Origin of the sequence: Comamonas odontotermitis, from assembly GCF_040396735.1 — a bacterium.
Classification (GTDB): Bacteria; Pseudomonadota; Gammaproteobacteria; order Burkholderiales; family Burkholderiaceae_C; genus Comamonas; species Comamonas odontotermitis_C.
In genome coordinates, this window is record NZ_JBEBNZ010000001.1 from 549,317 (window position 1) to 569,040 (window position 19,724).

Here is a 19,724-nt window from a genome sequence, read left to right on the forward strand (position 1 = left end):
GTCCATCGTGCAGGCTCGGAGCCTCTTGGGCGCCGCTGCGCAAGCGAGCGATTGCTCCACTGCCATGGGCGAGAAAGGCGTAATCGCTACAATGTGCCCAATTCCGCCTTGCCCTGCAGCCCTGGGAGCGTAGACACGCTCCTGTAAGCCCTGCAGGCTGTCAACGCCGCTGTGCACCGCCTGTTTGTGCCGTCTGCGAATACCTACACAATACCCACTAGAAAGCCCGCCATGACCGATGACCACGCGACGCCTGCGCAAGGCACATCCATGCACGAAGTCGTGATTGCCGACACCGTGAACTGGCTGGAGAAGGCGGTGATCGGCCTCAACCTGTGCCCGTTTGCCAAGGGCGTGCATGTCAAAGGGCAGATCCATTACACCGTCAGCGACGCCGACGATGTGGAGGGCGTGGCCCAGGCGCTGCACCGCGAACTGGAGGCGCTGGCCGAGGCCAACCCTGAAAGGCGCGATACCACCTTGCTGATCCTGCCGTATGCGCTGCACGATTTCCTGGATTTCAACGAGTTCCTGGAGTTGGCGGACGACATGATCGACGAGCTGGATCTGGGCGGCATTCTGCAGGTGGCGTCATTCCATCCGCTCTACCAGTTCGAGGGGACGGACGTGGACGATGTGACCAACTGCACCAACCGCTCGCCGTATCCCACCTTGCACCTGCTGCGCGAAGACAGCATCGACAAGGCCGTCGAAGTGTTTCCCGAAGCGGAGTCGATCTACGAAAAGAACATGGACACGCTCGATCAACTGGGCCTGGAAGGCTGGCTGGATCTGGGCGTGGGTGCGCGCTGTCCCTTCCCTCACAAGGAATCGCAAAAAAATGCCGCAGCAGACCATGCCGACGACCAGAAAGCCGATTGATGACAAAGACCAAGCCCCAGCGTGACGTGAATACCGCTGGCAAAAAGCAGCCTGTGATGCAGGACATTGCCGAGCAACTGGGTCTCAAGCCCGGGCAGTCGATCGAGCTGCTCAAGGCGCTGCACATCCTCACGCGCGACGGCAAGATGAACCAGGATTCGCGCCGCAAGCTCAAGCAGGTCTACCACCTCTACCAGTTCATCGAACCCCTGCTGGCCGAGCTGTCGCAGAACGAGCACGCCGTGAGCCTCGCCGACCATGGTGCGGGCAAGTCGTACCTGGGTTTCATCCTGTACGACCTGTTCTTCAGGCAATTGGGCCGAGGGCGCATTTATGGCATCGAAACGCGCGCGCCCCTGGTGGAGGCATCGCAACAGCTGGCCGCCGACCTGGGTTTCGAGCGCATGGCGTTTCTGAACATGTCGGTGGCCGATTCCACCCGTGCCGACGCCATGCCCGAGCGCTTCGACATCGTGACCGCCCTGCATGCCTGCGATACTGCCACCGACGATGCCATCGCCTTCGGCCTGGAGAAAAAGGCCCGGGCCATGGTGCTGGTGCCCTGCTGCCAGGCCGAAGTGGCGTCCTGCCTGCGCCAGAACAAGGCGTTGCAGTTGTCGCGCACGCCGTTGGCCGAACTGTGGCGCCACCCCATTCACACGCGCGAGATAGGCAGCCAAATCACCAATGTGCTGCGCTGCCTCTACCTGGAAAGCCAGGGCTACCAGGTGACGGTGACGGAGCTGGTGGGTTGGGAGCACAGTATGAAGAACGAGTTGATTCTGGCGCGCTACACCGGCCAGAGAAAGCGCAGTGCGGCCGAGCGGCTGCAGCAGTTGCTTGCCGAGTTTGGCCTCGATGCCTCGCTCCAGCACCGCTACCCTTTGCCAGCTGCTGCAGATATCCAGCAGGCATAGCCTTATTTGCTATCAAAACAAGAGCTTCTTGTGCATGCCACTATTGTGCAGAAAGCTCTTTTTGCCAACATATCAGCGCGCCAGGGCCAGTGCGATGCCCATGGCCATCAATACGGCGCCAATGCCCCGGTTGAGCCATTGCGCTTTTTGTAGCACGCGATTGCGGATCGCTGGGGTTGCCAGCACACAGGCCACCGCCGTGAACCACGCGCCATGCGCTACAGAGATGAACAAGCCGTAGCTCACCAGCACCCATGACGGCGCGCCGGGCTGAACCACCTGCGAGAAAACGCTCACCACAAACAAGGTGGTCTTGGGGTTCAGCGCATTGGTGAAAAAGCCGGCGCGCACTGCCGCCCAGGGGCCGATGGTACTGGTCTGCGCCGGGCTGTGGTTGCCTTCAGGCCCATCCGCTGCTGCGGGCAGGGCAGTGCTATGCAAGGTCTGCCAACCCACCCAAACCAGGTAGGCGGCGCCCACCAGCTTGAAGGCCGTGAACCACGCGGGTGAATGCTGCATCAGCCATGCCACGCCCAACATGCTGTAGCACACATGCACCTGCACCCCCAGGGCAATGCCCCAGGCCACCAGCATGCCGATCCGCTTGCCATACAGCAGGCTGCAGCGCGTCACCATCGCAAAATCGGGCCCGGGGCTGATGACTGCCAAAATGGTGATGCTGATCACTGCGAGCCATTCCATATACATTCCTTCAATTCAATGATGAGGCGCATTGTGAAAGAGGTATAAAAGAAAGAATATCGATTTATTCTCTGCAAGAAATATGAGAAAAACTCAATGAATTCGGAGCGCCTTCCCCCATTGAAAAGCCTGCAGGCCTTTGAGGCAGTGGCGCGCACGGGGTCTGTGGTGCGGGCGGCAGACGCCTTGCACGTGACGCAAGGTGCCGTCAGCAAGCAGTTGCGGCAATTGGAAGAGGTGCTGGGCGTGGCCTTGTTCGAGCGGCGCAACCGGGGCGTACACCTCACCGCTGCAGGCCAGCAACTGCACCAGGCATGCACGCACGCGCTGCAGACGCTGGCACAGGCTGTGGATGCCGTGCGCGCGCCTGCACCTACGCGCCCGCTGGTGCTGTCGTGCGAACCAACCTTGGCCATGCATTGGCTCATTCCCCGTTTGCCGCAGTTGCAGGCGGAGTGCGCTGGCGTGCAGTTGCACCTGGTGGCGGGCGGTGGTGCGGTGGATTTTGAGCGGGATGGCATCGACCTCGCCCTGCGCCGCAACGATTTTGCGCTGCAGCCGCATTGGCAGGTGCATGCCGTGGCACCGGAATACATGGGGCCGGTGGCCCAGCCAGCGCTTGCACAACATTGGTTATCGCCTGATTCGGCGGGTGCAAAGCCTTCTGCCGCACGCGTGGCCCTGCATTCCTCCACGCGCCCGCAGGCATGGGCCAACTGGTGGGCTGGCAGCCCGGCGGGCAACCGCCCGGCAGACCTGCCGCAACGCATGGTGCTGGAGCATTTCTATCTGTGCCTGCAGGCCGCCATCAGTGGCCTGGGCGTGGCCATGGCGTCGGTGTACATGGCCGATGCCGCCGTGCAGGCAGGTAGCCTGGTGGCCCCGCTGGGCTGGCGCGCAGATGGCTCCGGCTATGTGCTGATCCATGCGCGCGGGCTGGAGGATGCGCGCACTGCCGGGGTACATGCCTGGTTGCAGCAGGCGATGGCGCAGACACTGGTGCAGAACGGGCTTGCACCGTAAACGCAATGGGGGCTTCACTGCCACGTGCCATCCCAAGCATGTAAATTGCTATTTATTTGATAGCTTTTGGCGTTTGATGGTAGGGCGCTGGAACTTCTTTTTGTTGAATTATTTCAATGAAAGACGGCCTTTCGGCCGTCTTTGGGTAGGTGCTGGTGTGCGCCGGGGAAAGGTTTTCAGACCTTTTCCAGAATCACCGCAATGCCCTGGCCCACGCCAATGCACATGGTGCACAGCGCGTAGCGGCCGCCCAGCGTGTGTAACTGGTTGACTGCCGTGGTCGCCAGGCGCGCGCCCGATGCGCCCAGCGGGTGGCCCAGGGCAATCGCGCCGCCCCATTGGTTGACGCGCTTGTCGTCATCGGCCAGACCCAGATCGCGCAGCACGGCCAGGCCTTGCGCGGCAAAGGCTTCGTTCAGTTCGATCACGTCCATCTGGTCCAAGGTCAGGCCCGTGAGCTGTAGCACCTTGCGCACCGCAGGCGCCGGGCCAAAACCCATGATGCGCGGCGCCACACCCGCAGTGGCCATGCCCACCACGCGTGCCCTGGGGGTCAGCCCGTATTGCTTGGCGGCTTCGGCGTTGGCCAGCAGCAGGGCGCAGGCGCCGTCATTCACACCCGATGCATTGCCCGCTGTTACCGTGCCGCACTCGCGCACCACGCCTTTGAGCTTGGCCAGCGCTTCGATCGTGGTGGCGCGGGGGTGCTCGTCCTGGCTCACAACGATGGGGTCGCCCTTCTTCTGCGGGAGGACGACGTTCACGATTTCCTGGGCCAGGTAGCCTGCGGCAATGGCGGCGGCGGCTTTTTGCTGTGATGCAAGCGCCATGCGGTCTTGCGCTTCACGTTCGATCTTGAAGTCATCCGCGACGTTCTCTGCCGTCTCGGGCATGGAGTCCACGCCGTACTGCGCCTTCATCTGCTTGTTGATGAAGCGCCAGCCGATGGTGGTGTCATACACCGCATTGCTGCGGCTGAAGGCTGATTCCGCCTTGGGCATCACAAACGGTGCGCGGCTCATCGATTCGACACCGCCTGCAATCATCAGGCGCGCCTCACCCGCCTTGATGGCGCGGGCAGCGGTGCCGATGGCATCCAGCCCCGAGCCGCAGAGGCGGTTGATGGTGGCGCCGGGCACATCCACAGGCAGGCCTGCCAGCAGGCTCGACATATGGGCCACGTTGCGGTTGTCTTCACCGGCCTGGTTGGCGCAGCCGTAGATCACGTCGGTCACTGCCTTCCAGTCCACGCCGGGGTTGCGCTCCATCAGCGCCTTGATGGGCACTGCGCCCAGGTCATCGGTGCGCACGCCGGAGAGCGCGCCGCCATAGCGGCCAAAAGGGGTGCGGATGGCATCGCAGATGAATGCGTCGGTCATGGTGGTCTCCTGAATGTGTGTCAATGAAAAGGGATTAGAGCAGGCGCAGGCCGATCATCTCTTCCAGCGCAGGCTTGTCCAGCCCGGGCACGGTGTCGATGAGCTTGAGGCCCTGGGGCGTGACTTCGATCGTTGCCACATCGGTGTAGATGCGCTTGACGCAGCCGATGCCGGTGAGCGGGTAGCTGCATTGCTTGACGATCTTGCTCTCGCCCTTCTTGGTCAGCAGATCCATCATCACCCAGGTCTGCTTGGCACCAATGGCCAGATCCATCGCGCCGCCCACGGCAGGAATGGCGCCGGGCTCGCCGGTGCTCCAGTTGGCCAGATCGCCGTTCTCGGCCACCTGAAAGGCCCCCAGCACGCAGATGTCGAGGTGGCCGCCGCGCATCATCGCAAAGCTGTCGGCATGGTGAAAGTAGCAGCCGCCCGCCAGCAGCGTCACGGGCTGCTTGCCGGCATTGGTCAGGTCGTAGTCTTCTTCGCCAGACGCTGGGGCGGGCCCCATGCCGAGGATGCCGTTTTCCGACTGCAGAATCACTTCGCGGTCTTTGGGGATGTGGTTGGCAACAGCGGTCGGCTGCCCGATGCCGAGGTTGACGTAGGCACCGTCATGAATATCTTGTGCCACACGTGCGGCCAGCTCGTCCTTGGTGCGTTTCTGGTAGCTGCTCATGGTGTTATCTCCTGCGCTGCGGCCGATCAGGCAGCCTGTTTGATGCCGACGGCCTGTGTGGCCACGCGGTCGATCTTGATTACCTGGTTGACATAGATGCCAGGGGTGACGACGGCTTCCGGGTCCAGCGTGCCCAGCTCCACAATCTCGTGCACGGTGGCCACGGTGTATTTGGCCGCTGCCGCCATCACCGGGCCGAAATTGCGCGCCGATTTGCGGTAGGTGAGGTTGCCCCAGCGGTCGCCTTGCTCGGCCTTGATGAGGGCCACATCGCCGTAGATGGGGTATTCGAGCACGTAGTGCCTGCCATTGATCTCGCGCGTTTCCTTGCCCGCAGCCAGTTCGGTGCCGTAGGCCGTGGGGCAGAAAAAGGCGCCAATGCCGGCGCCTGCTGCGCGCATGCGCTCGGCCAGATTACCTTGGGGCACCACTTCCAGTTCGATCTTGCCGCTGCGGTACAACTCGTCAAACACGTAGCTGTCTACCTGGCGCGGAAAGCTGCAGATGATCTTGCGCACGGCGCCCGTCTTGAGCAGGGCTGCCAGGCCCGTGTCGCCATTGCCCGCGTTGTTGTTTACCACGGTCAGCCCGCGTGCGCCCTGGGCGATCAGCCCATCGATCAGCACCGAGGGAATGCCGGCCGTGCCAAAACCGCCGATCAGCACTGTCGAGCCGTCCTGAATCTTGCTGAGCGATTCGGCCACCGAGTCCGAAATCTTGTTGATCATTCGCTGTCTCCTGTCTGTAGAAACCCGTGCTGCCATTCGGTTCGGCAGCGCATGGCCCCATGTGACCACAGAAGTGCATCAGGCACGATGGCGACGCTGGTGCCTGGGTGACATTTGCCGTCTTGTGGGGGATTGACCAAAATGTTCGTATATAGAACAATAGTTCGATAAAAGAATTATAGGCTTGCTGTTATGCCGCCATCGACGCCTTGGTGACTGACTTTTGCAGTTTTGCAGCGATGGCTGCGCGCCACCTTGCTGCCATGTTGCGCTTGCCGCAGAGATCGCTATGAAAGATGACAACCAGACCCTTCGCCCCAGCGACAGCTATGTGCAATCCTTTGCGCGCGGGCTGGACGTGATCCGTAGCTTTGGTGCTGCCGCGCCGCGCCAGACACTCACCGAAGTGGCGGACGCCACGGGGCTGACCCGCGCGGGCGCCCGGCGCATTCTGCTGACGCTGCACACCCTGGGCTACGTGCGCATGGAAGGCCGGGCATTCGAGCTGACGCCGAAAATCCTCGATCTCGGCTTTGCCTACCTGACATCCATGCCGGTGTGGCACAGCGCCCAGCCGGTGATGGATGCGCTGGTGGAGCAGGTGCACGAGTCCTGCTCCATTGCCGTGCAGGACGGGCAGGACGTGGTGTATGTGATGCGCGTGCACACCCACAAGATCATGAGCACCAACCTGGGAATCGGCTCGCGCCTGCCTGCGTTCTGGACGTCGCTGGGACGCGTGCTGCTGGCCGAGTTGCCCGTGCACGAGCTGCAGCATTTGCTTGAAACACGCGACCGCAACCTGTTCACGCGCTTTACCGTGCAGGACGACGACGCGCTGCTGGCGCAGATTTCCCTGGTGCGCGCGCAAGGCTGGTGCCTGCTGAACCAGGAGCTGGAGGAGGGCCTGACCTCGGTCGCGGCCCCCATCCGCAATGCCGCAGGCAAGGTGGTTGCCGCCATGAACATCAGCGGTCAGGCCAACCGCACCACGCCCGAGATCATGCGCCAGGCGCTGCTGCCACAGCTGCTGCAGGCGGCTGGGCGGATGTCGGCGCTGCTGGGCTACCGGGCAGGGTCCGGTGCGACGCGGGCCGGAGCGGTGCGGCGCTGATTGTGCTGGGCGGGGGGGTGGGGTGAAAGCAGCCGCTTGCGCACAACAGCAAAGCGCTGCACTATCAAAAATAATAGCAAAGCATGCTATGGATCATTGACCCATCTTGCCGAGGCCTTGCAGATTGCCAAACCGGTCACGAATCTGGATCCACGTGCTGCCCTGGTTCAGGAGCGGCAATGGAAAAACAATGATCCGGCTATCTACGTGCTTGCATCGCACCCAAGTGGGTCGCTCGGTGGAGCCATACTCGCAGGCCAGCGACCCATCGGCAGACTTCACCAACCCATTCTCTTCCTGGTTGAACACGATGTGCGTTGCCTGTATGGGGTCGTACCATTCGCCAAACAGGCGGTCCGCCAAGGCTGGAGGAGCATCCAGTTGCAGGCGCTGTATGGCGCGGGGCGTTTCTCCGGGAAAGGTCACCGTGCCGCGCTGTGAAAAATGCCTGACGGGCGTTGTCTCCTTCAAAGAGAACTCTACGGTCACCACGCCTGCACTGTCTTGCCAATGCGCAGATTGAGGCGGTCCACCCAGGCTGCGCCCTCCGGCATAGCGGTCCAAGCTCAGGTCTGCACGCGATGCGAGGGTATTGGCCCCCGCACTGGTGTAGGTGCCACTGCCCATATGAAAGGTGGGGTGGCCGTCGGCGCCATAGTTGAAGACCTGCAGCACCATCGTGCTGTTCTGCACATCCAGTGCCAGGCCGCGCCCGGGCTTGCCGGTCAGCTCATCCGTCACAATCCAGGTGCCATTCACCGGCATCAACTGATGGAAATACGCACGGGGAATCCCTGTGATCGTGGCGCCTGGCGCAGTGAATTCCCAGTAGTTCTGCTGTACCCATGCTCGGCCTCCATTGACAACAGCATTCATGTCGTATGCAGACCTGATCTGCCCCATGACTGGCAGCGGATGTTCGGGGGTATTCGACATGGTGATGGCGCCGGAAACCTGACCCGCTGCCAGCCGCAAGCGCAGGCTTTTGACACCACCGCTGGCTGCGCTGGCGGCATTGCACTGAAACTGCGCAAGATCAAAATCCAGGGTGCAGGGCAGGGTTTGGGCCGTGCGGTCAGTAGGCCCGGTCAGGGCGATTTCCGTCTGGCCTTGTGCGTTGCGTGTCAGCATGGCCCAGTAGTATTGCGTCCATTGCATCGCGTCATCCAGAACCAGAAGATGCATGCCTCGGTCCCCGATCTGTGCCAGCAGATTGCTGACGCTGGGCGTGAAATCCTTCACCAGAAAGCGCTCTATCGCCGCCGGGGCTTCGCCGGGAAACTGCACCGTCCCTTGGAGCCCGTTGCTGAACGACACGGTGACATCGCCAGGTGAACTGTCTTGCTCCGCATCGCGCGCCTCGCTGCCAAAGCTGCGGCCTCCCTTGTAGCGAATCAGTGGTGCGGTTACCGTGGTGCCATCCAATAGGCCTGTGGCCGTATAGAACGTGGCGTTGCCATTCTTTTCATAGCCGAACACCTGCATGAAAAAGGTGTTGCCTTGCACGTCAATGGCCAGGCCGCGTCCGGGTTTGCCGTCTACCTCGCTGCTCACCACCCAGGTGCCTGCTTGCGGTGTGAAGTCACGCGCGGCCCAGGCTGCGGTGGCGCCAATGATCGAGGTGGTGAATGCGAATGCGCGTATCCAAGGGTGCATCGGGTCTCCAGCGGTGTTTCTATGTCATGGGCATCCTAATGGGTGGTGGGCGATGGCGCCACTTTCAGGCGGTTTCACAGGTACATCGTCTTGAGGCTTGCTATGGCCGGATTCACACAAATTCAGTAGTTATTCACAAATGGGAATCATTTCTTATTAATATGTGCGGGCTTTCTCGGTAGTAGCAAGACAAGCCGGGCTTCCCGCCCCCTGCAGCCAGACCAGATTCGTGCCAACCCATAACAGGAATCGAAATGGCTCATCCCCTCAAACCTTGGGCTGCAACAGCTGCGGCCCTGTTTTCCACTTGCGTGCAGGCACAGTCGGCACCTCCTGCACCTGTTGCACCTGCTTTGTCCACAGCGCCCGCTGCCGAAGCCACGCTCGAAGAGGTGCGCGTGCAGGGCAGCGCAGAAGCCGAAGCGCGTTACGACGCAGTCACCGCCACCAGCGCCACCAAGATCGAAGCGCCTTTGCGTGATATTCCGCAGACCGTGAACGTGGTGCCGCAGACCCTGATGCGCGACCAGGCAGCGCAATCCATGCAGGATGTGCTCAAGGCCGTGCCCGGCATCGGCATGTCGCACGGCGACGGGCAGCGCGACCAGGTCACGATCCGGGGCTTTTCGGCGATTGCAGACCAGTTTGTCGATGGGATGCGCGATGACGCGCTGTACTTTCGGGATCTGTCGAACATCGAGCAGGTGGAAGTGCTCAAGGGCCCGGCATCGGTGCTGTATGGGCGCGGATCATCGGGGGGGCTCATCAACCGCATCACCAAAAAGCCGGGCGCCAACCTGAACGAAGTGGGCCTGACCCTGGGCAGCTGGAAGCAACGCCGAGGTGAGTTCGACATTGCGCGCGCTCCTGCGGACAGCGTGGTGTCGTACCGCCTGACGGGTGCACTGGAGCGCGCCGATAGCTACCGTGATCCGCAGTTTCTCGACCGCAAGGCGCTGGCAGGCTCGGTGCTGTTCAAATTCAGCGCCGACACGAACCTGCTGCTGCAGGCCGATTACCTCAAGGACAGCCGCATCACCGACTTCGGCGTTCCTGCCTACCAGGGCCGGCCCGTGAATGTGTCGCCGGGCACCTACTATGGCGCAGCCAATGCGCGGCAGGCGGATGTGAGCACCAGCGAGGTCAGCTCGTTCTCCGCCACCTTCAACCACCGGTTCAACGACAGCCTGAGCCTGCGCAATGCGCTGCGCTACTACGATTATTCGCTGGACCGCAGCAACACGCTGGTGGGCTCGGTGAACGAGGCCGCCCAAACCGCAACCCTGACCCGGGGCCATGTGGAGCGGGGCGAGCACGGCTTTTTCAACCAGACGGAGCTCACGCAGAAGCTGCAGCTGGCGGGCATGCAGCACCAGATGCTGTACGGGCTGGAACTGGGGCGGCAGAAGAAGGCGCTGCTCAACATCAGCCAGGCGGTGCCGGGCACCATCGACCTGTTCAAGCCGGTGCTGCCCGTGGTGCCGCTGCAGTTGACGGCAGCACCTGGCGCCAACAACGACAGCGTGTTCAATGTGGCCAGCGCCTACGTGCAAGACCTGGTGAGCCTGGCGCCGCAGTGGAAGCTGCTGGCGGGCGTGCGGTACGACCGCTTCCGCCAGGAAACCGACGACCTGCTGCCGGCCAACGCCGATCTGGCGCGCACCGATGTGGCCTGGAGCCCGCGTGTAGGCGTGGTGTACCAGCCCAGCGCCACGCTGTCGTACTACGCCTCATACAGCAAGTCGTTCCAGCCGTCTGGTGAGACCTTTGCGCTGGCCGCCAGCAACGCGCAGTTGGCGCCCGAGATGACCACCAGCAAGGAGGTGGGTGTGAAGTGGGATGTGCTGGATGGCAAGGCAACGGCGACCGCCGCGCTGTTTCAGGTGGAGCGCACCAATATCAAAAGCGTGGATGCGGTAACGAACAAGGTGGTTCCGCTGGGCGTGCAACGCACGAATGGGCTGGAGTTGAGCCTGGCGGGCAACCTGCCCTATGGCTTGCAGATCTGGTCGGGCTACGCCTACCTGATGGGCGAAATGACCTCGTCGCCCGCCAAGGATGCGGGCCAGCCCGTGGAAGGCAAGCGGCCCACGCTCACGCCACGGCACAGCGCCAACATCTGGCTGACCAAGGCGCTAGGCAACGGTTTTGGCATTGGCGGCGGCGTGAACTATGTGGGTGCGCGCTTTGCCAACCCGGGCAATACCGTCACCTTGCCGGGCTACACCACGGTGGACGCCATGGGGTACTACCGCATGAACGGCGTGGATCTGCAGTTGAAGCTGAACAATATCTTTGATCGCCGCTACACCGTGGCTGGCCACGGCTCCAGCCCCAACCTCAACCTGCCCGGCGCGCCGCGCTCGGTGCAGCTGGTTGCACGCTACCGTTTCTGAACCATCTGCATTCCATGACATCCCCCGCAAGCGGCGATGCGCAGCACAGCGCGCGCCTTGATTTTCAGCAAGCTTCATCGCAGCCTGGCAAGCGCCCGCAGCCAGCGGGCGGCCACCTCTTTGTGCCGCGGCGCTGGCACCGCCCAGCGGTGCTGAAATGGCTGCGCCGCACCCACGCATGGTTGGGGGTGTGGGGCGCAGTGATGGGCCTGCTGTTTGGGCTGACCGGCTTTTTCCTGAACCACCGCGCCACCATGAAGGTGCCGGGAACCAGCTATGCCAAAACCCAATGGCAGCTGGAGCTGCCGTCTCCGCCGCCCGCCACGGTTGATGAACTGGCGGCGTACCTGAAGCAATCGATGGCGCTCAACCGCGAGCCGCACCGCAAGAAGGTGGAGCCCGCAGGTCCCGCGCCCTGGCCCGGGGCCACGCAGCCAGAGCATTGGCAGATCGCGTTCAACACGCCGCGCGCCGTGGTCAATGCAGAGTACTGGGTCGGCAACCGCTCCGTCAGCGTGGAGCGCACCGATCCGAATTTTCTGGGCAAGCTGGTACGGCTGCACACCGGCGCGGGCGCCAGCGTGGCCTGGATTTTGCTGACCGACACCCTCGCAGGCGCGCTGATCGCCTTGTCGCTCACCGGGTTTCTGCTGTGGACCAAGCTGCACGGCCCGCGTCTGCTGGCACTGGGGCTGGCGGGCACCTGCCTTGCACTGCTGCTGGTGCTGGGCGTCACCAGCTGGTAGCTGCTGGCTGATTGGAGGCGCGAAGTGGCGCGGTGGGTTGTTTTTGCACCGCCGGGCGCAGGCACGGATAATCCCCATGCCAGATTCCGCATCGACCACGCACTGATTGACCCCCATGGCCCGCCTTCCCCGTCTCACCATCCCCAACCTGCCGCACCATGTGCTGCACCGGGGCAACAACCGGCAAACGGTGTTTGTGGACGCGGACGATTACCAGACCTTTGTCGATCTGCTGCAGCAACTGGCGCAGACGCATCTGGTGGCGGTGCATGCCTTTGTGCTGATGCCCGATCATTTTCAACTGCTCGTCACCCCGCAGACCGAGCAAGGCCTGCCGCAGCTCATGCAGGCGCTGGGCCGGGCCTATGTGCGCTACTTCAACGCACGGCATGCGCGTACCGGCACCTTGTGGGAGGGGCGCTATCGCTCCACGGTGGTGGAGCCAACGGCACCGTTGTTGCAATGCATCATCTACGTTGACACCTGTGCCCAGCGGGCAGGGCAGGCCGTGCAGGCTGCAGATTACCCTTGGTCCAGCTGCGCGCACCATTTAGGTGCAAAAAACATTCCCTGGTTGCGCGACCCCGCTGCCTTCTGGGCCTTGGGCAATACCCCGTTTGCGCGCGAGGCGGAATACGCGCGCTTGCTGGCGCAAGGCTTGTCGCAACGGGAATCGAAGGCTCTGGAGGCGGCCGTCAATGGCGGCTGGGCACTGGGCGGGGACGGCTTTGTGCAGCAACTCCAGTCCACGACCGAGCGGCGTCTGCACAAAAAGAGTGCAGGACGACCACGCCTGCAGCCCCTCAAGGTCGAATAAATTCATGAAATCCATATAAATCAACATCTTTTTCATTGAATTTGATATGTCCCCAATTTAATTTTTGAAAATTCAATATCAAATAAATTAGTATCTGACCCTAAATAAAGTTCTTGCTCGGGTATTGTCTGCTGCTCTACATTGGCCTTCCCGCGATAGATTATTTGAAGGATTGCGCCATGGTGGCATCTGCACGCGAGCACATGCAAGCTCAGGGTCTGTACGACCCGACAATGGAACACGACGCCTGCGGCGTTGGCTTTGTGGCACACATCAAGGGCCACAAGAGCCATGCCATCGTGACCCAGGCCCTCAAGATTCTCGAGAACCTCGACCACCGCGGCGCAGTGGGTGCAGACAAGCTGATGGGCGACGGCGCGGGTATTCTGATCCAGCTGCCGGATGCGCTCTACCGCGATGAAATGGCCGCCCAGGGCGTAACCCTGCCGCCTTTTGGCGAATATGGCGTGGGCATGGTGTTTTTGCCCAAGGAACACGCATCGCGCCTGGCCTGCGAAGAGGAGCTGGAGCGCGCGATCAAGGCCGAGGGTCAGGTGCTACTGGGATGGCGCGATGTGCCGGTCAACCGCGACATGCCGATGTCGCCCACGGTGCGCGAGAAAGAGCCGATCATCCGTCAGGTGTTCATTGGCCGTGGCGCCGATGTGATCGTGCAGGACGCGCTGGAGCGCAAGCTGTACGTGATCCGCAAGACGGCCAGCGCCGCCATCCAGAACCTGCAGCTCAAGTACAGCAAAGAGTACTACGTGCCCAGCATGAGCAGCCGCACCGTCATCTACAAGGGCCTGCTGCTGGCCGACCAGGTGGGCACCTACTTCCGCGATCTGGAAGACGAACGCTGCGTCTCGGCGCTGGGCCTGGTGCACCAGCGCTTCTCCACCAACACCTTCCCCGAGTGGCCACTGGCCCACCCTTACCGCTATGTGGCGCACAACGGTGAAATCAACACCGTCAAGGGCAACTACAACTGGATGCGCGCCCGCGAAGGCGTGATGAGCTCGCCCGTGCTGGGCAACGATCTGCAAAAGCTCTACCCGATCAGCTTTGCGCACCAGTCCGACACCGCCACCTTCGACAACTGCCTGGAGCTGCTGACCATGGCGGGTTACCCGCTGGCGCAGGCGGTGATGATGATGATCCCCGAGCCCTGGGAGCAGCACACCACCATGGACGAGCGCCGCCGCGCGTTCTACGAGTACCACGCCTCGATGATCGAGCCCTGGGACGGTCCGGCCTCCATCGTGTTCACCGACGGCCGCCAGATTGGCGCCACGCTGGACCGCAACGGCCTGCGCCCCGCGCGCTACTGCGTGACCGACGACGACTTCGTCATCATGGGTTCCGAATCGGGCGTGCTGCCCGTGCCCGAGCACAAGATCATCAAGAAGTGGCGCCTGCAACCGGGCAAGATGTTCCTGATCGATCTGGATCAAGGCCGTCTGATCGACGACGAGGAAGTCAAGTCGTCGCTGACGAATGCCAAGCCTTACATGCGCTGGATCGAAGATCTGCGCATCCGCCTCGATGATGTGGAAACCCCTGTGGCTGGCGAGTCGCAGATCGACCAGCAGGCCCAGGCTTCGCAGGAGTTCGGTGCCATTGCCGACGAGCAGGATTCGCCCGAGCTGCTGGATCTGCAGCAGGCCTTCGGCTACACGCAGGAAGACATCAAGTTCCTGATGAGCCCGATGGCTGCCAACGGCGAGGAAGGCATCGGCTCCATGGGCAACGACAGCCCGCTGGCCGTGCTGTCGGACAAGAACAAGCCGCTGTACAACTACTTCCGCCAGATGTTCGCGCAGGTGACCAACCCGCCGATCGACCCGATCCGTGAAGCGATCGTGATGAGCCTGGTGTCCTTCATCGGCCCCAAGCCCAACCTGCTGGACATCAACCAGGTCAACCCGCCGCTGCGTCTGGAAGTGACGCAGCCGGTGCTCGATTTTGCCGACATGGTCAAGCTGCGCAACATCCGCGAGCACACGGCCGGCAAGTTCAATTCGGCGGTGCTCGACATCACCTACCCGCTCGAGTGGGGCAGCGAAGGCGTGGAAGCGCGCCTGGCCTCGCTGTGCGCGCAGGCTGTGGACGCCATCAAGACTGGTCACAACATCCTGATCATCAGCGACAAGGGTGTCAGCAAGAACCGCGTGGCCATTCAGGCACTGCTGGCGCTCTCGGCCATCCACCAGCACCTGATCCGCGAAGGCCTGCGCACGGCCTGCGGCCTGGTGGTGGAGACCGGCACCGCCCGCGAAGTGCACCACTTCGGCGTGCTGGCCGGCTACGGTGCCGAAGCCGTGCACCCCTACCTGGCGCTGGAAACCATCACCTCGATCCACAAGCACCTGCCCGGTGACCTGTCGGCCGACAAGGCGATCTACAACTACATCAAGGCCATCGGCAAGGGCCTGTCCAAGATCATGTCCAAGATGGGCGTGTCCACCTACATGTCCTACTGCGGTGCGCAGCTGTTCGAGGCCGTCGGCATCAACAGCGAAACCATCGACAAGTACTTCACCGGCACCTCCAGCCGCGTGGAAGGCCTGGGCGTGTTCGAGATCGGCGAAGAGGCCATCCGCCGCCACAAGGCCGCGTTTGGCGATGACCCGGTGCTGGCCACCATGCTGGATACCGGCGGCGAATACGCCTGGCGCGCCCGTGGCGAAGAGCATATGTGGAGCCCCGATGCGATTGCCAAGCTGCAGCACTCGGCGCGCTCGAACAGCTTCAACACCTACAAGGAATACGCGCAGCTCATCAACGACCAGAGCAAGCGCCACATGACCTTGCGCGGCCTGTTCGAGTTCAAGATCGACCCTGCCAAGGCCATCCCGGTCGAGCAGGTCGAATCGGCGGCCGAGATCGTCAAGCGCTTTGCCACCGGCGCCATGTCGCTGGGCTCGATCAGCACCGAAGCCCATGTGACCCTGGCAGTGGCGATGAACCGCATCGGCGGCAAGAGCAACACCGGCGAAGGCGGTGAAGACCCTGCGCGTTACCGCAATGAGTTGAAGGGCATCCCGATCAAGAAGGGCGAGAGCCTGGCGTCGGTCATCGGCAAGGACCAGATCGAGTCCGACTACGTCCTGCAGGATGGCGACAGCCTGCGCTCCAGGATCAAGCAGGTGGCATCGGGCCGCTTTGGCGTGACGGCGGAGTACCTGGCGTCGGCTGACCAGATCCAGATCAAGATGGCCCAGGGCGCCAAGCCCGGAGAAGGCGGCCAGCTGCCTGGCGGCAAGGTGTCTGAATACATCGGCAAGCAGCGCTACTCGGTGCCCGGCGTGGGCCTGATCTCGCCCCCGCCGCACCACGACATCTATTCGATCGAAGACCTGGCGCAGCTCATTCACGACCTCAAGAACGTCGCCACGCACTCGTCGATCAGCGTCAAGCTGGTGTCCGAAGTCGGCGTGGGCACGATTGCCGCAGGCGTGGCCAAGTGCAAGGCCGACCACGTGGTGATCGCCGGCCACGATGGCGGCACGGGCGCATCGCCCTGGTCCTCCATCAAGCATGCGGGCTCGCCATGGGAAATCGGCCTGGCCGAAACCCAGCAGACCCTGGTGCTCAACGGCCTGCGCAGCCGCATCCGTGTGCAGGCAGATGGCCAGATGAAGACCGGCCGCGACGTGGTGATCGGCGCGCTGCTGGGCGCCGATGAATTCGGCTTTGCCACGGCCCCCCTGGTGGTGGAAGGCTGCATCATGATGCGCAAGTGCCACCTCAACACCTGCCCGGTGGGCGTTGCCACGCAAGACCCCGAGCTGCGCAAGAAATTCAGCGGCAAGCCCGAGCACGTGGTGAACTTCTTCTTCTTCATTGCAGAAGAAGCGCGCCAGATCATGGCCCAACTGGGCATCGCCAGGTTCGACGACCTGATCGGCCGCGCCGACCTGCTCGACATGAAGGCCGGCATCACCCACTGGAAGGCCAAGGGCCTCGATTTCAGCCGCCTGCTGGCGCGTGCCGAGGTGGGCGCCGATGTGCCGCTCTATCACACGCAAGAGCAGGAGCATGGCCTGGAGAAAGCCTTCGACAACATCCTGATCGAGAAATCGCGCCCTGCTATCGACAAGGGCGAGCGCGTGAAGATTCTGGAGACCGTGCGCAACGTCAACCGCACCGTGGGCGCCATGCTCTCGGGTGCGGTCACCAAGGTGCACGCAGAAGGCCTGCCGGACGACACCATCCACATCCGCGTGGAAGGCACTGGCGGCCAGTCGTTTGGCGCCTTCCTCTGCAACGGCATCACGCTGTACCTGATTGGCGATGCCAACGACTACACCGGCAAGGGCCTGTCCGGCGGCCGTGTGGTGGTGCGCCCAAGCCTCGATTTCCGTGGCGATGCGCACCAGAACATCATCGTCGGCAACACCGTGATGTACGGCGCAACCACGGGTGAGGCCTTCTTCAGCGGCGTGGCTGGTGAGCGCTTTGCCGTGCGCCTGTCGGGCGCAACGGCGGTGGTGGAAGGCACGGGCGACCACGGCTGCGAATACATGACCGGGGGCACCGTGCTGGTACTGGGCAAGACCGGCCGCAACTTTGCAGCAGGCATGAGCGGCGGCGTGGCCTACGTCTATGACGAAGACGGCCAGTTTGCCAGCCGCTGCAACACCGCGATGGTGGCGCTGGACAAGGTGCTGCCGCAGGCGGAGCAGGAGGCATCCATCGACAAGGCCGTGTGGCACCATGGACAGACCGACGAAGCCCAGCTCAAGCAGCTGCTGGCCGACCACCTGCGCTGGACGGGCAGCAAGCGGGCCCGCGAGCTGCTGGACCACTGGGAGGCTTCGCGCGCCAAGTTCGTCAAGGTCTTCCCGACCGAGTACAAGCGCGCGCTGGGCGAGATGTATGCCAAGGCAGAAGCCAAGGCGCAGCTGACCAAGGCCAAGACCTCCGCCAAGAAGAGTGCAGACGCAGCGGCAAAGTGATGCACAACGGCTGCGCTGTACCAATGGCGCAGCCGCTGACGTCCACCACCCTTTTTCAAAAGACCTAATAGACCACGATTGCTGCCTGCCCACAGGGTGCAGGCAGTAGCCAAGCAAGAGATCCGATCATGGGAAAAGTCACTGGCTTTATGGAGTTTGCGCGTATCGACGAGGGCTACGCGCCCGTTGATGAACGCGTCAAGCATTACAAGGAATTCGTTGTCGGCCTGAACTCGCAGCAGGCCAAGCAACAAGGTGCCCGTTGCATGGACTGCGGCACCCCGTTCTGCAACAACGGCTGCCCGGTCAACAACATCATTCCGGATTTCAACGATCTGGTGTACCGCGCGGATTGGGCAGCGGCCTTCCACGTGCTGGATTCGACCAACAACTTCCCCGAGTTCACGGGCCGCATCTGCCCCGCGCCGTGCGAAGCCGCCTGCGTGCTCAACATCAACAACGACCCGGTGGGCATCAAGTCCATCGAGCACGCCATCATCGACCGTGCCTGGGAAGAAGGCTGGGTGCTGCCCCGCCCGGCCAGCGCCAAGACCGGCAAGAAGATTGCAGTGATTGGCTCCGGCCCGGCCGGCATGGCTGCGGCGCAGCAGCTGGCGCGCGTGGGCCACGACGTGACCCTGTTCGAAAAGAACGACCGCATCGGCGGCCTGCTGCGTTACGGCATTCCTGACTTCAAGCTCGACAAGAGCCATATCGACCGCCGCGCCAAGCAGCTGGAGGCCGAAGGCGTCACCATCCGCACCGGCGTGCTGGTGGCCGGCAAGGATGGCCTGGGCAAGGACAGCAAGGTCACCAACTGGGCCAAGGAAACCGTCTCGCCCGAGCAGCTCAAGGCTGAGTTCGACGCCGTGCTGCTGACCGGCGGCTCCGAGCAGTCGCGTGACCTGCCCGTGACGGGCCGCGAGCTGGACGGCATCCACTTTGCGATGGAGTTTCTGCCCCAGCAGAACAAGATCAATGCGGGCGACAAGCTCAAGGGCCAACTGCGTGCCGATGGTAAGCACGTCATCGTCATCGGTGGCGGCGACACCGGCAGCGATTGCGTGGGCACCAGCAACCGCCACGGTGCCAAGAGCGTCACCCAGTTCGAGGTGATGCCCATGCCGCCCGAAGAGGAAAACAAGCCGCTGGTCTGGCCCTACTGGCCGATCAAGCTGCGCACCAGCTCCAGCCACGAGGAAGGAGCGGTGCGCGAGTTCGCCATCTCCACCAAGTCGTTCAACGGCGACAAGGGCAAGGTCAAGAGCCTGACCACCGTGCAGGTCGAGTTCAAGGACGGCAAGTTGACCGAGGTCAAGGGTACCGAAAAGGAATGGCCTGCTGACATGGTGCTGCTCGCCATGGGCTTTGTGAACCCGGTCGCCAGCGTGCTCGACGCCTTTGGCGTGGACAAGGACGCACGCGGCAACGCCAAGGCAACGACCGATTTCACGGGCGGCTACGCCACCAATGTGGACAAGGTATTTGCTGCGGGCGACATGCGCCGGGGACAGTCGCTGGTGGTCTGGGCGATCCGGGAAGGCCGCCAGGCAGCGCGCGCGGTGGATGAGTTCCTGATGGGGGAGAGCGACCTGCCACGTTGACAGGGTGGGGCGGCCTTCCCGGTCGCCCTTTGGGGTTTCGTGAAAAGGCAACCTGACCGGTTGCCTTGCGGGAAGGCCGCCAGGCAGCGCGCGCGGTGGATGAGTTCCTGATGGGGGAGAGCG

The 19,724-nt window shown here is 62.7% G+C and carries 14 protein-coding genes; 9 read left to right on the forward strand and 5 right to left on the reverse strand.

The window, feature by feature from the left end:
- Positions 1–231: 231 nt before the first annotated feature.
- Both ACH2DG_RS02360 and ACH2DG_RS02365 read left to right on the forward strand, forming a co-directional pair.
- Positions 232–882 (forward strand): DUF1415 domain-containing protein, encoded by a 651-nt coding sequence (locus tag ACH2DG_RS02360; RefSeq protein ID WP_395024100.1) that lies wholly within the window; start codon positions 232–234, stop codon positions 880–882.
- Between the two features lie 56 nt (positions 883–938).
- On the forward strand, positions 939–1,799 hold the full coding sequence (locus ACH2DG_RS02365; RefSeq protein WP_395024135.1) for a class I SAM-dependent methyltransferase: 861 nt from the start codon (positions 939–941) through the stop codon (positions 1,797–1,799).
- A gap of 72 nt (positions 1,800–1,871) precedes the next feature.
- Here ACH2DG_RS02365 and ACH2DG_RS02370 read toward each other — a convergent pair whose 3' ends face one another.
- Entirely contained in the window at positions 1,872–2,501 is a 630-nt protein-coding gene (locus ACH2DG_RS02370; protein ID WP_395024101.1) for a LysE family translocator, read from the reverse strand.
- 96 nt (positions 2,502–2,597) lie between these two features.
- Between ACH2DG_RS02370 and ACH2DG_RS02375 the strand changes: the two genes are divergently transcribed.
- On the forward strand, positions 2,598–3,524 hold the full coding sequence (locus tag ACH2DG_RS02375; RefSeq protein ID WP_395024102.1) for a LysR family transcriptional regulator: 927 nt from the start codon (positions 2,598–2,600) through the stop codon (positions 3,522–3,524).
- 176 nt (positions 3,525–3,700) lie between these two features.
- On the opposite strand, the gene pcaF is transcribed toward ACH2DG_RS02375, so the two are convergent.
- The 3 genes from pcaF to ACH2DG_RS02390 are packed head-to-tail and all read right to left on the reverse strand — an operon-like array spanning position 3,701 to position 6,307.
- Positions 3,701–4,903 carry a 3-oxoadipyl-CoA thiolase gene (gene pcaF / locus ACH2DG_RS02380; protein WP_395024103.1) on the reverse strand — a complete coding sequence of 401 codons (1,203 nt, stop codon included), beginning with the start codon at positions 4,901–4,903 and terminating at the stop codon, positions 3,701–3,703.
- Between the two features lie 34 nt (positions 4,904–4,937).
- Entirely contained in the window at positions 4,938–5,579 is a 642-nt protein-coding gene (locus ACH2DG_RS02385) for a 3-oxoacid CoA-transferase subunit B (protein ID WP_395024104.1), read from the reverse strand.
- A 26-nt stretch (positions 5,580–5,605) separates the two neighbouring features.
- Positions 5,606–6,307 (reverse strand): 3-oxoacid CoA-transferase subunit A, encoded by a 702-nt coding sequence (locus ACH2DG_RS02390; protein ID WP_395024105.1) that lies wholly within the window; start codon positions 6,305–6,307, stop codon positions 5,606–5,608.
- Positions 6,308–6,596: 289 nt separating this feature from the next.
- Between ACH2DG_RS02390 and ACH2DG_RS02395 the strand changes: the two genes are divergently transcribed.
- On the forward strand, positions 6,597–7,421 hold the full coding sequence (locus ACH2DG_RS02395; protein WP_395024106.1) for an IclR family transcriptional regulator C-terminal domain-containing protein: 825 nt from the start codon (positions 6,597–6,599) through the stop codon (positions 7,419–7,421).
- 93 nt (positions 7,422–7,514) lie between these two features.
- On the opposite strand, the gene ACH2DG_RS02400 is transcribed toward ACH2DG_RS02395, so the two are convergent.
- Complete coding sequence (locus tag ACH2DG_RS02400) at positions 7,515–9,077, reverse strand: hypothetical protein (RefSeq protein WP_395024107.1); 1,563 nt, start codon at positions 9,075–9,077, stop codon at positions 7,515–7,517.
- A gap of 254 nt (positions 9,078–9,331) precedes the next feature.
- On the opposite strand from ACH2DG_RS02400, the gene ACH2DG_RS02405 reads away from it, so the two are divergent.
- The 5 genes from ACH2DG_RS02405 to ACH2DG_RS02425 all read left to right on the forward strand — a co-directional run bounded on the left by ACH2DG_RS02405 (position 9,332) and on the right by ACH2DG_RS02425 (position 19,601).
- Positions 9,332–11,473 carry a TonB-dependent receptor gene (locus ACH2DG_RS02405; RefSeq protein WP_395024108.1) on the forward strand — a complete coding sequence of 714 codons (2,142 nt, stop codon included), beginning with the start codon at positions 9,332–9,334 and terminating at the stop codon, positions 11,471–11,473.
- A 14-nt stretch (positions 11,474–11,487) separates the two neighbouring features.
- Positions 11,488–12,219, forward strand: a complete 732-nt coding sequence (locus tag ACH2DG_RS02410; protein WP_395024109.1) for a PepSY-associated TM helix domain-containing protein — start codon at positions 11,488–11,490, stop codon at positions 12,217–12,219.
- Positions 12,220–12,334: 115 nt separating this feature from the next.
- Positions 12,335–13,036: a transposase gene (locus ACH2DG_RS02415; protein WP_395024110.1), complete on the forward strand. Its 702-nt coding sequence runs from the start codon at positions 12,335–12,337 to the stop codon at positions 13,034–13,036.
- Between the two features lie 179 nt (positions 13,037–13,215).
- A complete protein-coding gene (locus tag ACH2DG_RS02420) occupies positions 13,216–17,997 on the forward strand; it encodes a glutamate synthase-related protein (RefSeq protein WP_395024111.1) in 4,782 nt (1,593 codons plus the stop codon).
- A 128-nt stretch (positions 17,998–18,125) separates the two neighbouring features.
- Complete coding sequence (locus ACH2DG_RS02425; RefSeq protein WP_395024112.1) at positions 18,126–19,601, forward strand: glutamate synthase subunit beta; 1,476 nt, start codon at positions 18,126–18,128, stop codon at positions 19,599–19,601.
- Positions 19,602–19,724: the final 123 nt, after the last annotated feature.

Coding starts and splice junctions, on each gene's coding strand:
- ACH2DG_RS02360 (WP_395024100.1), top strand. CDS start 232: ATGACCGATGACCACGCGACGCCTGCGCAAGGCACATCCATGCACGAA.
- ACH2DG_RS02365 (WP_395024135.1), top strand. CDS start 939: ATGCAGGACATTGCCGAGCAACTGGGTCTCAAGCCCGGGCAGTCGATC.
- ACH2DG_RS02370 (WP_395024101.1), bottom strand. CDS start 2,501: ATGGAATGGCTCGCAGTGATCAGCATCACCATTTTGGCAGTCATCAGC.
- ACH2DG_RS02375 (WP_395024102.1), top strand. CDS start 2,598: ATGAATTCGGAGCGCCTTCCCCCATTGAAAAGCCTGCAGGCCTTTGAG.
- pcaF (WP_395024103.1), bottom strand. CDS start 4,903: ATGACCGACGCATTCATCTGCGATGCCATCCGCACCCCTTTTGGCCGC.
- ACH2DG_RS02385 (WP_395024104.1), bottom strand. CDS start 5,579: ATGAGCAGCTACCAGAAACGCACCAAGGACGAGCTGGCCGCACGTGTG.
- ACH2DG_RS02390 (WP_395024105.1), bottom strand. CDS start 6,307: ATGATCAACAAGATTTCGGACTCGGTGGCCGAATCGCTCAGCAAGATT.
- ACH2DG_RS02395 (WP_395024106.1), top strand. CDS start 6,597: ATGAAAGATGACAACCAGACCCTTCGCCCCAGCGACAGCTATGTGCAA.
- ACH2DG_RS02400 (WP_395024107.1), bottom strand. CDS start 9,077: ATGCACCCTTGGATACGCGCATTCGCATTCACCACCTCGATCATTGGC.
- ACH2DG_RS02405 (WP_395024108.1), top strand. CDS start 9,332: ATGGCTCATCCCCTCAAACCTTGGGCTGCAACAGCTGCGGCCCTGTTT.
- ACH2DG_RS02410 (WP_395024109.1), top strand. CDS start 11,488: ATGACATCCCCCGCAAGCGGCGATGCGCAGCACAGCGCGCGCCTTGAT.
- ACH2DG_RS02415 (WP_395024110.1), top strand. CDS start 12,335: ATGGCCCGCCTTCCCCGTCTCACCATCCCCAACCTGCCGCACCATGTG.
- ACH2DG_RS02420 (WP_395024111.1), top strand. CDS start 13,216: ATGGTGGCATCTGCACGCGAGCACATGCAAGCTCAGGGTCTGTACGAC.
- ACH2DG_RS02425 (WP_395024112.1), top strand. CDS start 18,126: ATGGGAAAAGTCACTGGCTTTATGGAGTTTGCGCGTATCGACGAGGGC.